At 64.9% G+C, this 14891-nt stretch carries 15 protein-coding genes; 12 read left to right on the top strand and 3 right to left on the bottom strand.

The annotated features are described in order from the left end of the window. Positions 1-480, top strand: a complete 480-nt coding sequence (locus ACWA1Q_RS05870; RefSeq protein WP_463760282.1) for a GNAT family N-acetyltransferase — start codon at positions 1-3, stop codon at positions 478-480. A gap of 6 nt (positions 481-486) precedes the next feature. On the opposite strand, the gene ACWA1Q_RS05865 is transcribed toward ACWA1Q_RS05870, so the two are convergent. Further along, entirely contained in the window at positions 487-1371 is an 885-nt protein-coding gene (locus tag ACWA1Q_RS05865) for a LysR family transcriptional regulator ArgP (protein WP_463760281.1), read from the bottom strand. 72 nt (positions 1372-1443) lie between these two features. Here ACWA1Q_RS05865 and ACWA1Q_RS05860 point away from each other — a divergent pair, with 72 nt between their 5' ends. Further along, complete coding sequence (locus ACWA1Q_RS05860) at positions 1444-2049, top strand: LysE/ArgO family amino acid transporter (protein WP_463760279.1); 606 nt, start codon at positions 1444-1446, stop codon at positions 2047-2049. 1 nt (position 2050) lies between these two features. Here the strand turns inward: ACWA1Q_RS05860 and ACWA1Q_RS05855 are convergent, their stop codons facing one another. Continuing rightward, positions 2051-2659 carry a TetR/AcrR family transcriptional regulator gene (locus ACWA1Q_RS05855; protein WP_463760277.1) on the bottom strand — a complete coding sequence of 203 codons (609 nt, stop codon included), beginning with the start codon at positions 2657-2659 and terminating at the stop codon, positions 2051-2053. A gap of 23 nt (positions 2660-2682) precedes the next feature. Between ACWA1Q_RS05855 and ACWA1Q_RS05850 the strand changes: the two genes are divergently transcribed. The 9 genes from ACWA1Q_RS05850 to ACWA1Q_RS05810 all read left to right on the top strand — a co-directional run bounded on the left by ACWA1Q_RS05850 (position 2683) and on the right by ACWA1Q_RS05810 (position 13611). Further along, on the top strand, positions 2683-3528 hold the full coding sequence (locus ACWA1Q_RS05850; protein ID WP_463760275.1) for an alpha/beta fold hydrolase: 846 nt from the start codon (positions 2683-2685) through the stop codon (positions 3526-3528). A gap of 109 nt (positions 3529-3637) precedes the next feature. Continuing rightward, positions 3638-4621 carry a LacI family DNA-binding transcriptional regulator gene (locus tag ACWA1Q_RS05845; protein WP_463760273.1) on the top strand — a complete coding sequence of 328 codons (984 nt, stop codon included), beginning with the start codon at positions 3638-3640 and terminating at the stop codon, positions 4619-4621. A gap of 40 nt (positions 4622-4661) precedes the next feature. Next, positions 4662-5978, top strand: a complete 1317-nt coding sequence (locus ACWA1Q_RS05840) for an ABC transporter substrate-binding protein (RefSeq protein ID WP_463760272.1) — start codon at positions 4662-4664, stop codon at positions 5976-5978. Between the two features lie 66 nt (positions 5979-6044). Further along, positions 6045-7031, top strand: a complete 987-nt coding sequence (locus ACWA1Q_RS05835) for a carbohydrate ABC transporter permease (RefSeq protein ID WP_463760269.1) — start codon at positions 6045-6047, stop codon at positions 7029-7031. Next, positions 7028-7909 (top strand): carbohydrate ABC transporter permease, encoded by an 882-nt coding sequence (locus ACWA1Q_RS05830; RefSeq protein ID WP_463760268.1) that lies wholly within the window; start codon positions 7028-7030, stop codon positions 7907-7909. The genes ACWA1Q_RS05835 and ACWA1Q_RS05830 overlap by 4 nt, the downstream gene beginning before the upstream one ends. After that, entirely contained in the window at positions 7909-9528 is a 1620-nt protein-coding gene (locus tag ACWA1Q_RS05825; protein WP_463760265.1) for an alpha-amylase family glycosyl hydrolase, read from the top strand. Before ACWA1Q_RS05830 ends, ACWA1Q_RS05825 begins: the two co-directional genes overlap by 1 nt. 193 nt (positions 9529-9721) lie before the next feature. Then, entirely contained in the window at positions 9722-10507 is a 786-nt protein-coding gene (locus tag ACWA1Q_RS05820; protein ID WP_463760264.1) for an alpha/beta fold hydrolase, read from the top strand. 77 nt (positions 10508-10584) lie between these two features. Continuing rightward, positions 10585-10938: a hypothetical protein gene (locus ACWA1Q_RS05815; RefSeq protein WP_463760262.1), complete on the top strand. Its 354-nt coding sequence runs from the start codon at positions 10585-10587 to the stop codon at positions 10936-10938. A 534-nt stretch (positions 10939-11472) separates the two neighbouring features. Next, positions 11473-13611 carry a hypothetical protein gene (locus ACWA1Q_RS05810; protein ID WP_463760260.1) on the top strand — a complete coding sequence of 713 codons (2139 nt, stop codon included), beginning with the start codon at positions 11473-11475 and terminating at the stop codon, positions 13609-13611. A gap of 56 nt (positions 13612-13667) precedes the next feature. Here the strand turns inward: ACWA1Q_RS05810 and arfB are convergent, their stop codons facing one another. Beyond that, positions 13668-14090 (bottom strand): alternative ribosome rescue aminoacyl-tRNA hydrolase ArfB, encoded by a 423-nt coding sequence (gene arfB, locus ACWA1Q_RS05805; protein ID WP_463760257.1) that lies wholly within the window; start codon positions 14088-14090, stop codon positions 13668-13670. 138 nt (positions 14091-14228) lie between these two features. Here arfB and ACWA1Q_RS05800 point away from each other — a divergent pair, with 138 nt between their 5' ends. Then, entirely contained in the window at positions 14229-14873 is a 645-nt protein-coding gene (locus ACWA1Q_RS05800; RefSeq protein WP_463760781.1) for a DNA alkylation repair protein, read from the top strand. The last annotated feature ends 18 nt before the right edge of the window (positions 14874-14891 follow it).

Raw genomic sequence — 14891 nt, 5'->3', positions numbered from 1 at the left:
ATGCCCCGGTTGACCACGCGCCCGATGACGCAGGACGAGTTCGACCAATGGCAATTGGTGCTGGCGCGCGATTGCGCGGAGCATCAGGTCGCTGCGGGCAACTGGCCCCGCGAAGGCGCGCTCGATCGAGCCCGCGCGCAGAACGCTCAGCTTCTGCCGCAGGGGCTGAACACTCCGCGGATCTTTCTTCTGCGGGCGATCGGCGAGGACGGACAGGCCGTCGGTCGAGCGTGGGTCAGCCTCGATCACCCGCGCGGCGCTCCCGACACTGCCTTCCTTTACGACATCGAGATCGACGAAGCGCATCGCGGTGAGGGCTTCGGAAGGCTGCTGCTGGCCGACGTGGAGCGACTCGTCGCCGCCGAAGGCGTCGGCGCGCTCGAACTGAATGTCTTTGGGAACAACCCGACCGCCGTCGCCCTCTACCACTCGAGTGGCTACAGCGTCGTCACCCAGCAAATGCGCAAGCCGCTGAACTGACCTGCCCTAGCGCGCAGGCGTGAGCTCTCGTGCCGCGGCGATCGCCATCGCCTCGGCAACGCGGTCGAGGGCGCGCGTGCGCAACGCCCATTGCTGCCAGTACAGGGCGACATCGACCGTCGGGCCGGCGTCGAGCTCGACCAGGTCGCCCCGATCCAGAAGTTCCCTGGATTGCTGGTCGGGCAGCAAGGCCCAGCCGAAGCCCAGCCGCACCGCCTCTGCGAAATCCGCCGACACCGGAACGAAGTGCTGGGGCGGCGCGAGCCGGGTGCGCGAGAACGACCGGAGGTACCGGTGCTGGATGTCGTCTTTCGCGTCGAAAACGACAACGGGCGCCGCCGCTAGGGTCACCGCGTTCACGCCGTCCGCGAACCACCGGTGGACGAATGCAGCGGATGCCACGGGGCGGTAATGCATGATGCCGAGGGCGGCAGAGGTGCAGCCCTGCACCGGTGTCGACTGGGTCGTGATGGCCGCCATCACCGTTCCGTCACGCAACAGGTCAGCGGAGTGGTCCTGGTCCTCGCGGTGAATATCAAAGGTGATGTCGCCGGCCAGGGGCGCGAGGGCCGGGAGTGCCCACGTCGCGAGCGAATCCCCGTTGATCGCGAGTGACACCGCCGGCCACTCACCCGTGGTCCCGTGCGCCACCTCCGCGGCGGCATCCGCGGTCAGTGACGCGATTTGCCGGGCGAGTTTGAGGTAGGTGACCCCCAGCGCTGTCGCTTCGATCGGCTTGGTCCGGCGAAGCAGCAGCCCGCCGACGGCGTTTTCGAGCGCCCGGATCCGCTGACTGATCGCCGATGGCGTGATGTGCAGCATCCGTGCCGCAGCCTCGAACGTGCCGGAGTCGACGGCGGCCCGAAGCGATTGCAACTGAGACAGGTCCATGATTAGCGATACTAATGGTTCCACAGTTTCTTTAGCTATACGAATGACGTGACGGCCTCTAGCGTTGAACCCATGACGTCTCCCCTGCTGGCCGGTTTCGGCCTCGGCCTCTCCCTCATCGTGGCCATTGGAGCGCAGAACGCCTTCGTGCTCCGGCAGGGGCTGCGCAAAGAACACGTGATCTGGATCGTCGCAATCTGCGCACTCTCGGATGCCGTGCTCATCGCGCTCGGGATCTGGGGCCTGGGCGCACTGATCGAACAAGCCGACTGGTTGCTGGTCGCCGTCCGAATCGCCGGTGCCGCTTTCCTCGTCTGGTACGGACTGCGGTCAGCTGTTCGCGCCGTTCGGCCCGGCAAACTCGATGCCGACCCGTCCGGCAAACCTGTGGCCCTCAGCACCGCCATCGTGACGGCCCTCGCCCTCACCTGGCTCAACCCGCACGTCTACCTCGATACCGTTGTTCTCCTCGGATCCATCGGAGCCACCTATGGAGATTCGCGCTGGTGGTTCGCCGCCGGTGCGATATCAGGAAGCCTGGTGTGGTTCACGGCTCTCGGCTTCGGCTCGCGCCTGCTCCGGCCGCTCTTCGCGAGGGCCATGTCCTGGCGCATTCTCGACGCGCTCATCGCCGTGGTCATGCTCGCGATCGCGGCGAGTCTGCTGCTCGGGCTGTAACTCAGTCCTTGCGGCCTCCCGCGTCGACGGCGAGGAGGGGCCTCAGCAACTCCGTGAGAGCACGCTCTGTCTCAGCCGGCTGAAGCCCTCCGTCGTGGCGGAGAATTCGCCACGTCGTTGCATCACAGATCGCTATGACCTGTGCGAGATCCACCCGCCGTGAGGCCTCGTCGGTTGCCGGTCGCAGATGCGCGGCGAACGCACGACGACACCAGTCGACATGAAACGCACGCCCCTGCGCGGCGATTTCTGTAAGCCCGGGGACGAGCGGAGCTTCGGAGTAGGTCTTCAGAATCAGGGCACCGTAGTACTCGTAGTGGTCCACGAGGGCACGGACGGTCTCCAGCGGGGTCGACTGGGCCGCCTCCTCACGCGCTCGAATGATTCTGCCGAGCTCCCGCTCCACTGTGGCATTCATCAGCCCTGGCTTGCCTCCGAACCGACGGATGACCGTTTGCTGCGTGACCCCGGCGTCAGTGGCAACGTCTTCCAGTCGAATCCGCTCGTACGGAATGCCCCGGAGTCGCTCCAGCATCGCGTCGATGATCCGCTCCCCCGTCAACTCCGCGGCACCCGCCCGGGTCGTCATCCGATACTGTCGACTTTTCATGTTAGTCAAGCTAACATGAAAAAATGATTGCTTCCCCCGAACACACCGAGCGGATCGAAACCCGGCTCGGAGCACTTCACACTCGCTTCATCGGAGCGGGCCGCACAACGGTTCTCTGGTCATCGATGTTCGTCGACAGTCACACCTGGGACTCCACACTTCCTCTCCTGATCGACGGGTCGAGCGAGCCTCGTCGTTTTGTTCTCGTCGACCCTCCAGGCCTGGGACTGAGCCAGCCTCTTCAGCGCCGAAGCAGCATCGCCGAGGCAGCTGGGGCCGCACGGGATCTCCTGAAGACCCTCGATGCAGGCAGAGTCGACTGGGTGGGCAACGCGTTCGGCGGCCACGTCGGTTACGAACTCGCCCGGGATGCATCACTCCTGCACAGTTTCGTGGCGATCAGTTCACCGACCGAGCCAATCCCTCTGCACCTTCGCCGCAGGATCCGTCTCCTCAAGCCAGTGCTGAGAGTTGCTGGCCCCGTTGGCCCGGTGCGGGATGCAATCATCAGCGCCATGCTGACCGAGGAGTCCGCGGCGAACTCCGGCCTGCGCCAGGTCGTTCTGGATTCCCTTGGCCGCCCGACGCGCTCGAGCATGGCCCTCGCACTCCGCTCGTTCATCCTCGACCGGGCCGACGTGACCGGTCACCTTGCCGACATCCCGATTCCGAGTCTCTTCGTGGCATCCGACGACCGCGGTGACTGGAGTCCGGCAGACGCACGGCGGGCTGCCGATTCCACTCCGGATGCCGCGGCCGTCACGATTGAGCGCGCACGCACGCTCATCCCGCTCGAGCAGCCAGCCTCGCTGGCGACGTCGATTGTGGACTTCTGGGCGAGGGTGTCCGCGACCAACCCTGCTGTTTAGTAAACGTTTGCGTGACCTCGCCGGCCCTCCCTAGTCTTTCGAAGCACGTTACGTAAACGATTCACCATTTGTTTCGCACCGGGTGCGATCCGGTCCAAGGGAGGGCGTCATGGTCACGATCCGCGACGTCGCCAGCCGGGCTGGTGTCTCGCCCGCCACCGTGTCCAGGGTGGTGAACGGGCTCGTCGGGTACTCCGACGAAACCAAAGTCCGGGTCGAGGAAGCCGTTTCCGCCCTGCACTACGAACCGGACACCTTCGCACGCGGGCTCAAGATGAAGCAGTCTTCGGTGATCGGCGTGCTCGCCCCGATGGTCTCCGATGCCCTCGCATCGCAAGTGATGAGCGGCGTCGAACACGCGGCGCGCGAGGGCGGCTACTCGGTGATGCTCGGCCGCACCGGTCAGGGCTCGACCTTCGCGCCGGGTTACCTCCGCACACTGCGTACCTACCGCTCCGCCGGCGTCATTCTCATCTCAGCGGCGATTACCCCGGAGATGCGCCGCGTGCTGGGTTCGAACGTGCCGCTCATTTCCGTCGCCATTCGCGACGGCATCCGTTTTCCGAGTATCGGCATCGACGACGAGCGTGCGGCCTACGACGGAACGAAGCATCTGCTCTCACTCGGTCACGAACGGATCGGCCTGCTCGCCGGTGATCCGCAATCCTCCCTCGTCAATGCCGTGCGGGAGCGGGGCTACCGGCGCGCCATGTCCGAAGCCGGCAGGCCCGCTGTGCTCGAACAGGGCAACTCGCTGTACGACAGTGCTCCCCCTGCGCTTCACCGACTGCTGGCAACCGATCCACATCTCACCGCCGTGTTTGCGCTGAGCGACGAGATGGGCGCTGCCGTGGTCAACGAACTCCAGCGCATGGGACGCAGGGTTCCGCACGACATCTCCGTGCTCGGCTTCGACAACACCCGCACCGCCACCCACGTCTACCCGGCACTCAGCACGATCGCGCAGCCGCTCGAACGGATGGGCGAACTCGCTGTGGAACGTCTTCTCAGCCTGACCGACCCGGGCCAGAAGGTCATGCCCCACCGCCTCATCACGAGAGGGACGACGGCTCCTCCGCTGTCGCCTCAGTAACCCACCGCACCATTCACCGCATCACGAAAGAGGAGCACTCATGAAGCAACGACGCCATGGCCGGCGCACTGTCGCCGGCATCGCCATGATGGCCACGGCGGCCATCGCCCTGTCAGCATGCTCGGGTTCGACAACGGCTCCGGCCGAGTCCGGCGGGTCCGATGCCGAGCTCGAAGGCCGCGGGCCGATCCAGTACGTCAGCAGCCCCGACGCCTCCGGCGCCGCGCAGCAGTCGATCGACGAGTGGAACGAAGCGAACCCCGACGAGCAGGTCGAGTGGGTGGAGCTTCCGCTCGACGCCGACCAGCAACGCCAGCAGATGGTGCAGAACGCGCAGGTCAAGGGCGAGACGTACAGCGTTCTCAACCTCGATGTGGTCTGGACGAGCGAGTTCGCGGCCAACCGCTGGATCACCGAGCTTCCCGAGGATGCTCTCCCGCTCGACGAGCACATCCCGGCGACCGTCGAAGCGGCGTCGTACCGTGACGTGCTCTATGGCGCCCCGTATTACACCGACGGCGCACTCCTCTATTCACGCAGCGACCTGCTCACGGCCGCCGGCGTCGCCGATGCGCCGAAGACCTGGGAAGAGATGCAGGCGGCGTGTGACGCCGTTCTCGCTCTCCCCGAGGCCGAGGGAATGTCGTGCTACGCCGGTCAGTTCGACAAGAACGAGGGCCTCACCGTCAACTTCAGCGAGGCCGTCGGATCCGCCGGCGGATCGCTCTTCGACGAAGACGGCGCACCCACCGTCGACACTCCCGAGGCGCTCACCGCGCTCACCTTCCTCGTGGACGGGTTCGAGAGCGGGATGATCCCCAAGAACGCCATCACGTTCCAGGAGGAGCAGGGTCGCCAGGCGTTCCAGGACGGCAACCTCGTCTTCCTGCGTAACTGGCCGTACGTCTACGCATCGTTCTCGGCCACAGACGGAACCAGCGGTGTCGAGGGCAAGTTCGGTGTCAGCGCTATTCCCGGCGAGTCGGGCCCCGGCGTCTCGACCATCGGCGGCCGCAACCTCGCGATCTCGGCCTTCGCCGAGAACAAGGCGACCGCGCTCGACTTCATCACCTTCTTCACCAGTGAAGAGCAGGAAGAGAAGCGCCTCGAGCTGAGCTCGCGAGCACCGGTGTTCTCGTCCTTCTTCACCGACGATGCAGCCACCGAGAAGCTCCCGTACCTGCCGACTCTGCTGGAGTCACTCGAGAACGCTCAGCCCCGGCCGCGCGTTGTTGCCTACGGCGAGACCACGGCGGCGATCCAGGACGAGATCTACGCGGCGCTCACCGGTGAGAAGTCACCGGAAGATGCGCTGGCCGATCTGCAGGACGCCCTCACCGAGATCACCTCGGACTGATCTCACCTGGTGGGCCGCCGGGAAGCCGGCGGCCCGCCACCCGACAGGTTCCAGAAAGGTTCCGAGATGACCTCCAGCCTCAGCGTTGATGCGCCTCGCACCCGCACACCGCGCCCCAAGGTAAAGGGCGAAGGCAGCATGGCGACAGCGCTGCTGTCCCCCACCTTCATCGTCCTCGCCCTCGTCATTGCCTACCCGCTCCTCTCGGCCGTGTACCAGTCGATGTTCCTGTCGCAGTCCGGCCTCGATGCCGACGGATTCGTCGTGGAGGGTGAAACCTTCGTCGGACTCGCGAACTACCTCGACATCTTCACCGGGTCGGACTCGCCGCGTTTCTACAACGCCCTCTGGAACACCACTTTCTTCACCTTCGTCTCGGTCTCGCTCGAGACGGTCATCGGTGTCGCCTTCGCCGTGATGATGAACCGCGCCTTCAAGGGCCGCGCGTTCCTGCGCGCAGCCATCCTCGTTCCCTGGGCCATCCCGACGGCTGTGTCCGGTCTGCTGTGGCGGTGGATCTTCCAGTCCAACGGCATCGCCAACGAACTCCTCAACCAGGAGATCCTCTGGACCGCTGAGGGCATGTCTGCCCAGGTCGCCGTCATCACAGCAGAAGTCTGGAAGACGGCACCGTTCATCGGGCTGCTCGTCCTCGCCGGCATGCAGATCATCCCCGAGGAGGTCTACGAGGCAGCGAAACTCGACGGAGCGAGCGGATGGCGCCAGTTCTGGGCGATCACCCTTCCCCTCGTGCGCCCCGCCCTCCTCGTCGCCGTGCTCTTCCGTCTGCTCGACTCACTCCGGATGTTCGACCTCCCGTTCGTGCTCATCGGCCCACGCAAGAGCTCGGTCGAGACGCTGTCGATCCTCGCGTGGGACGAATCGAATCAACTCAACTACGGGGCGGCATCCGCTTTCTCGATCATCCTCGTGCTCTACGTCGCGATCATCGCGTTCGTGTTCATCAAGCTCCTCGGTGCCAATGTCGCCGGCGACTCCGAGGAGAAGTCCGTGCGCCGAATGCGCACCGCCCGAAGGAAGGCAGCCCGATGACCACCATCACCGCGCCCACCGTGCGCACTGCCCCGCCGGCCAAACGGCGCCGCAAGGGCGCCGGCCCAGCCGCGCTCCGGTACATCGGCATCGTCATCGTTGCCGTCTATTGCCTCGCGCCGTTCTACTGGATGCTCGTCTCGAGCTTCCGTCGCACGGGTGACATCTTCGACAACTCGCTGCTCCCATCCGTCTGGTCGCTCGAAAGCTACGCGCAGGTCTTCGACTCGTCGACGATGTTCGGAACCGCCCTGCTCAACAGCCTCATCGTCGCGAGCATCACCACGGCTCTTGCCCTCGTCCTCGGCATCTTCGCGGCGTACGCCATCGCCCGGCTGAACTTTCCGTTCAAGTCGTCGATCCTCGCGATCGTGATCGCGACGTCGATGTTCCCCGGAATCTCCGTCGTCGTGCCGTTGCTGCGGTTGTTCTCCGACATCGGCTGGATCAACACCTATCAGGCGATGATCGTGCCGAGCCTGTCGTTCGCCATCCCGCTCGCCGTGTGGAACCTCACCACGTTCATGAAGCAGCTCCCGTTCGAACTGGAGCAGGCCGCGATGATCGACGGCTGCACCAAGTGGCAGGCGTTCCGGCTGGTTCTCCTGCCGCTCGCTGCGCCCGGTGTCTTCACCACGGCGATTCTGACGTTCATCCACAGCTGGAACGAGTTCATCATCGCCCTGTCGATGGTCAACGACCCCGCGATTCAAACCGCCACCGTCGCGATCTCGAAGTTCACCGGCGCGAGCGACTTCCAGGCACCGTATGGCGCCCAAATGGCCGCCGGTGTCGTCGTCACGATTCCTCTTGTCATCATGATCCTGCTCTTCCAGCGGCGTATCGTTGAAGGCCTCACCTCTGGAGCAACCAAGTAATGACGGATGCCACATCCACTGTTCCCATTTCCCCTGAAGTCCCCGGCCAGCCGGCCGACTGGTGGCGGACCGCCGTGATTTACGAGGTCTATCCCCGCTCGTTCGCCGATTCCTCAGGCAACGGCGTCGGTGATCTCCAGGGCATCCGCGAGCGCCTGCCGTACATCGCATCGCTCGGGGTGCAGGGAATCTGGATCACCCCGTTCCAGCGCTCGCCGCAGGTCGACCAGGGGTACGACATCAGCGACTATTGCGACGTCGACCCGCTGTTCGGCACGCTCGACGATGTGGATGCCCTGCTCGTCGAGGCACACGCCCTCGGTTTGCGCGTGCTCGTCGACATCGTCCCCAATCACGCGTCGATCGAGCATCCGCTCTTCCAGCGGGCGGTCGCCGCTGGTCCCGGGTCACCGGAACGCGAAATGTTCCACTTCGCCGACGGAAACGACGATGCCGCGCCCAACAACTGGATCAGCGTTTTCGGTGGCCCGGCCTGGCATCGGGTGGCGCCGGATTCCCCCGACGACCGGCAGTGGTACCTGCACCTGTTCAGCCCGGCCCAGCCCGACTGGAACTGGCGCAACCCTGCTGTGGTCGACTACTTCGACGACGTGCTGCGGTTCTGGTTCGAACGGGGAGCCGACGGCATCCGTATCGACGTCGCGCACGGTTTGTTCAAGGCCGAGGGGATGCCGGATTCCCCGGCCGTACCCACCGTCATCGACGGGTTGCGCTCCAACCCGCTCGTCACCGACCAGGAACCGGTGCACGACGTGTACCGCCGCTGGCGGAGAATCGCCGACGAGTATTCGCCCGACCGGCTGCTCGTCGGTGAGGTCAACCTCGAACCGGACCGCGCCGCCCGCTACACCCGACCCGACGAGCTGCACCAGGCGTTCGCGTTCGCGTTCGCCCGTCTCGGCTGGAGCGGATCGGAGTGGGCGTCGGTCGGCTCAGAACTCGAAAAAGCCCGTCGCGAGCACGGTTCAGCCCCGAGCTGGGCGCTGGAGAACCACGACCTCGTGCGCACGGTGACGCGGTTCGGCGGCGGCGACCGCGGGCTTCGGCGAGCGCGGGCCGGAATGGTTGCGCTGCTCGGTCTCCCGGGCGCTGTTTACCTGTATCAGGGCCAGGAGCTCGCGTTGCCCGAGGTCGACATCGAGCACCACGAACGTGTCGACCCGATGTGGGTCCACAGCGGCATCGGCCGCGACGGCGCCCGCATACCGCTGCCGTGGACCGCCGCACCGGAGAACGCGCACGGTTTTACCACCGCTGATGATGTGATGCCGTGGCTCCCCATTCCCGAGGGCTGGGGCACCTGGTCGGTGGAGAACCAGAACGACGACCCGGACTCCACACTGAATCTCCTGAGGAACGCGATGCGCGAGCGCACCGTGCTGCTGGAGAACGGCCTTCCCGCTGACGAGCGCGTCACCTGGCGGCATGAGCCCAGCGGTCTCGTCGTCTGTGATCGAGAAGGCGGGCTCAGCGTCGCGATCGCCATGGGCGACGCCGCGGTGCCGCTTCCGGATGGAACAGTGGTCTTCGGGTCTGACGACGTCACGGATGCCACGCTTCAGCCCGATACCGCCGTCTGGTTCTGGCGCGCCTCCTGAGGCGTGCCAGCCGGCGGGGACCACCGTGCGTGGCCACTTTCGGCTGGAGATCCGCGAAAAACTCAACCAATTGTGGCAACGCAACCCGTGGTCGCCCGGCTTTCAGCCGATCGTGGCAACGCAATCGGGCTCGAGGGTTGTCGAGCGTTCTCGACCATGCCAACCTGAGACAAACTCTGAGGATCGGGGCACTGTGTCAAGTTTCGTCACCACCGCGCTGGACGACCGCGTTGCATTCGACAAGCGGGGAGCCGGGCCAGCTGTGATCTTCGTCGCAGGCGCCGGGCCCTGGCGCGAAATCGACGCGACGACCACCGAAACCGCCGAGCTCCTCGCTGAGAAGGGCTTCACGACCCTCGTCTATGACCGGATCGGCCGGGGCGAGAGCATCTCGGAGGGTCCGATCACCCTCGAACGCGAGCTCGCGGCGATCACAGCTCTACTGAAGGAGGTCGGGGGTAGCGCCGTGCTGTGCGGCCACTCCTCCGGATGCTCCATCGCCCTGTTCGCCGCGGCACGCGGGCTCCCGGTGAACGGCCTCGCCCTGTGGGAAGCGCCACTCGACCTTCCCGGCAGCGGGGCAGACCACTTCGCGGCCGAACTCCGTTCCCTGCTTGCCTCCGGTCAACTCGAGCAGGCGCTGGACTGGTACATGCGCGACATGCCACCGGAAATCCTCGAGCAGGTGAAGGCGATCCCGGCCATGGTCGACCAGGCGGCGAGTCTCGAACCCGACGCAGACTCACTAGCCTGGGCAGCGTCCGAGCCGCTTGCGGACCTGCTGACAGGCATCCGGATCCCGGTTCTCGTGATGGTTGGCACCTCCAGCTACGACGAGCTGATGGTTCCTGCCGCCGAATCAATCGTCGGGGCTATTCCTGGTGCCGAGTGGAAACGGATGCCGGGAGCGGAGCATGACTGGGAGGCGGCTCCCATGGCATCCGAATTGGCGAACTTCACGTCGAAAGCAGCACGATAAGGCGTGGATGTCATTCCCCTCCACACACATCTGGCAACCCCCTTGTCTGCGGAAATGAGCGGACTTAGCTTCGAAGTATGAAGCACATCACGTACGGCGACAAGACCACTTTCCTGACAGATGAAACCGCAGACACCCTGATGGAGTATGCCGCCGTGCTCGCGGACCATTCACGGGCCGACACAGTCGAGCTTCGCGGGGTCGGGCCAGACGGAAACGAGGTCACAGCGACGTATCTCCTTGACTCCGGAGCAACTCTCATGGCCGAGTCGACGAACTCCACCATGACTCCCCCGGAGAACGAAGAAGCTGTCCGATACATGCGAGAGCGCATCATGCGGTTCTCCTCTCCGCCGCCGGTTCGCCCTGACGATGAGACCATGCCAACCCACTATGAGGACCTCGACTTCAGCGGGCACGTCGACAACTGACCAAACGCGGGTCCTGCGGTCGTCACGTCGTGAGTGACCTCTATCCAATGTGCTGAAGCACTCCTTTATTTGGACATACTGCGTTTGTGCAAGACCAACCAGATTTTGCGCGGCCACTCGTAGCGAACGCAGGCACCAACGACAGGTGGCCGCAATACCGGCAGATCCGCGCCTCATTGTTCCCCATGTCGTGAGGCTAGACCCGCGCACACCGGGACGCCAGCCCTTACCACCGATCCAGTGAAACTCGTCCGCATCGACGGGGATTCCGCTGTGCTCGCGCTCGATAGCAACCACTCGCCCGGCGAGCCGGATGCCGTCGACACCGGGTGCCGGGCGCCGGTATGTTGCAAAGTCGCGCCGATATTCGGCGCGAAAACGCCATCCGTGACGAATTCAGCATCTGCCATTCCCACGCGCCCTGTTCAAGTGGTCTACTGGCTCCATTCGGCAGGCGTCGCCTGCCCTCACCGGTCCCGCCAACGGAGATCATGAGTGTGCCGAACGGCTGGACCCTCAACTGGAGGTACAGCTGTGCACAAACCCCGCACACGCGCACTCGGGTTTTCCCTGGGTTGTGCGTTAGCCGTAACGCTCGTCGCTACGGCGACGGTCCCGGCGTCAGCCGACGACCACGAGAACCTGCCGGGAGAGGCAGGGATCACCCTGCCGATCAACGACAGTGAAGCCGGTGGCACCTATGACCAGGACTTCGTCCGGGCCTATGCCGGCACCACGCCGGACGGTACCCCGGTCTACATCTACGTTCCCGAGGGCACCCCGCTCGACGGTTCTGCGCCGACCGGCGTCGCGAGCCTCGACCCTGCGTACGACCACAACCCGGACGACGAGTTCGTCCCGTGCGCCGATCGCGCGGCATCCGACTACGTTCTGACCCAGGCACAGATCAATTACATGGGCGACGAACTTTCGAGCCAGATCGTTGCGGTCGATGAAGAACACTTCGGGCCCATGGATGCGGCAGACCCCGACGAACCGGCGAGTGACTCGCTCGTCATGGTCGTCTACAACGTGCAGGATGCCAATTACTACGACTGCGCGGCAGACACGTACACGGCGGGCTACTTCGCACCCGACTTCATCGACTCGGCCGGAATGAACGTGATCGTCATCGACGCGTTCGACTGGGCGAACCGGGTGGGGCCGAACGACTCCGAATGGCGCGACGACGACCCCGACAACGACTCGCCCACTCTGTACGAGGGCGTCATCGCCCATGAACTCGAACACCTGCTGCACAACTACAGCGACCCCGGCGAGCTGTCCTGGGTGGACGAAGGTCTCGCTGACTTCGCCGTGTTCCTCAACGGCTACGACGTGGGCGGCTCACACTTGACTTACCATCAGGTGTTTTACGCCGAAACGTCACTGACCCGGTGGGGCGGTGGCCTCGAGAACTATGGCGCCGCGTACACCTACTTCCAGTACGTCTGGGAGCAGGCGGGCGGCAACGGCGACGGCACATTCACTCCCGATCTCCAAAACGATGGAGCTGGCGGTGACCTCCTGATCCAGCGGATATTCGAGAACGAAGCCGACGGAATGGATGGCGTCCAGGCCGCGATCGACACCTTCAACGCTGAGTCCGGCGCGTCGCTTCGCTCGGCCGAGGAACTGTTCCAGGACTGGGCGGTCGCGGTCTACCTCGACGATGAGGATTCCGACCTGTTCGACATCAAGGCCGTCGACTTCGGCGACCCGGCCTTCACCGAGTGGACGATCGACATCGCAGACGACCAGTTCTACGGAGGGCGCGGCAACAACCAGGGCGCTCAGCCCTCACCCAAGTGGGACAAGCGCACAAACGCCCAGTCCCCGACCGCGCTGCCATACGGCCTGCAGGTCGAACGGTTCCGGAACCCGGGCCCGACCGTGACGGTGTCGCTGGACGGCGAGGACAGCACCCAGATTGCACCGCACAGCGGGGACACACACTGGTACGCCGGTTATGAGAGCCAGTCAGACAACATCCTCGATGTGGAGGTGACGGGGACGGCAACGTCGCTCGACTTCTGGACCTGGCACTTCATCGAAGAGGGCTGGGACTACGGGTTCGTCGAAGCTCTCGTCGACGGCGACTGGGTCACGGTTCCACTGGTCGATGACGCCGGAACGGTCGTCACCAGCAACGAAGACCCGCACGGCAACAACGCCGAGGGTAACGGCCTGACCGGAACCTCCGGTGGTGCCTACTTCGTCGACGACCCGGAGTACGTGCACTACACCGCTCAGTTGCCGGCGGGGGCGACGGATGTGCGCTTCCGTTACTCCACCGACGCGGCATACCTCGACACCGGTTGGTTCGTCGACGACGTGCTCGTCAACGGGGCCGCTGCCGCGGTGAGTTCCGCCGAGGGCGAGTGGTTCGAGACGACCGGGCTCCAGAACAACAACTGGACCCTGCAGGTCGTTGCGTCGTGTGACCTCACGCCGGGAGTGGACTCACCGTTCGAGATCACGGATGGCGCGGGCAACTTCGTCTACCGGCTCGAGGGTGACGCGATTTCGCAGCCGGGCTTCAACACGAAGTGCGCGAACGGCCCGAATCGGGACTTCGCAACCCTCGTGTCGAACATGCCGACCGGCGACCTGATGTTCCTCGACGCGGACTACGTCCTGAACGTGAAGAACACGGGTAACGGCAAGAAGTGATCGAATGATGCGAAACGGCGCCTCTCCACAAAAGGAGGGCGCCGTTTCCGTATCTTCTACTCGGCTGGTGGTCTGCGGCGTTGTGCTTTGGTCTCCGAGCGCTGCCCCTTGGCGGCGAGACGCCGCCGCTGTGAGCCGCGTGTGGGCTTCGTCGCGCGGCGGCTGGGTCCGGCCGGGGCCACGCCTCCGCGCACGATATCCGCGAGCTTGCGCCGCGCTACCTCGCGGTTCCGCAACTGCGAACGCTCCTCGGAAGCAGTGACCGTGATGACCCCGCCGACCAGACGTCGCTCGAGTCGCTCAAGCAACAGTTGACGGTGCTCCTCGGAGATGGCAGCGGAACCAGCCACGTCCCAGAGAAGCTCCACCCGGCTGTCCGAGGTGTTGACGTGTTGTCCACCGGGTCCCGACGAGCGGGAAAACCGCCAGCGCAATTCGGACGCGGGGATCGTGAGCGTCGGCGTCACGTCGAGGTCCATAAGACAAGCGTTGCACGAACCGCGACGGACCGAAATCTCCCCTCGTCCGTGCCCGGCCGTAGGCTGAAGTACTGACAGCTCAGACAGGAGGCTCCCGTGGCCCAGATCACCGCGCCAGACATCACCGTGGAAGACCTGATGGTGGAGCTCGGTGCCCTCGAGGACCCGAAAGCCCGCAAGGTCAACGAGAGACACGGCGATGACCACGGAGTGAACCTCGGCAAGCTGCGGGCCATCGCCAAGCGGCTCAAGGCACAGCACCCCCTCGCACTCGAACTGTGGCGAACGGGGAACACCCCAGCGCGTCTCCTGGCCCTGCTCATCTGTCGGCCGAAGGCGTTCGACCTCGACGAACTCGATGCGATGCTCCGCGAGGTGCGGATCCCGAAGGTTCACGACTGGCTCGTGAACTACGTGGTGAAGAAAAGCTCGCACGCGGAGGAACTGCGCGTCGCGTGGTTCTCCGATACCGACCCCGTTGTGGCCAGCGCCGGCTGGGCCCTGACGACGGAGCGTGTCGCGAAGCATCCCGAAGGCCTCCACCTCGGCGAGTTGCTGGACATCATCGAAGCGCAGATGAAGGATGCTCCTGACCGCCTCCAGTGGGCGATGAACAACACCCTCGCCCAGATCGGGATTTCCCACGCCGAGCACCGGGAACGCGCGATCGACATCGGCGAGCGCCTCGAGGTCCTCAAGGACTACCCGACTCCCCCGAACTGCACGTCGCCGTTCGCGCCGATCTGGATCGCCGAGATCGTTCGTCGGCAGAACGCAAACTGAGCGCTCCCGCCCCTAGGA

Source organism: Mycetocola sp. TRD_SC_2, from assembly GCF_055361225.1.
The sequence above is the reverse complement of the archived record's forward strand: the minus strand, read 5'-3'. Positions and strand labels throughout refer to the sequence as shown.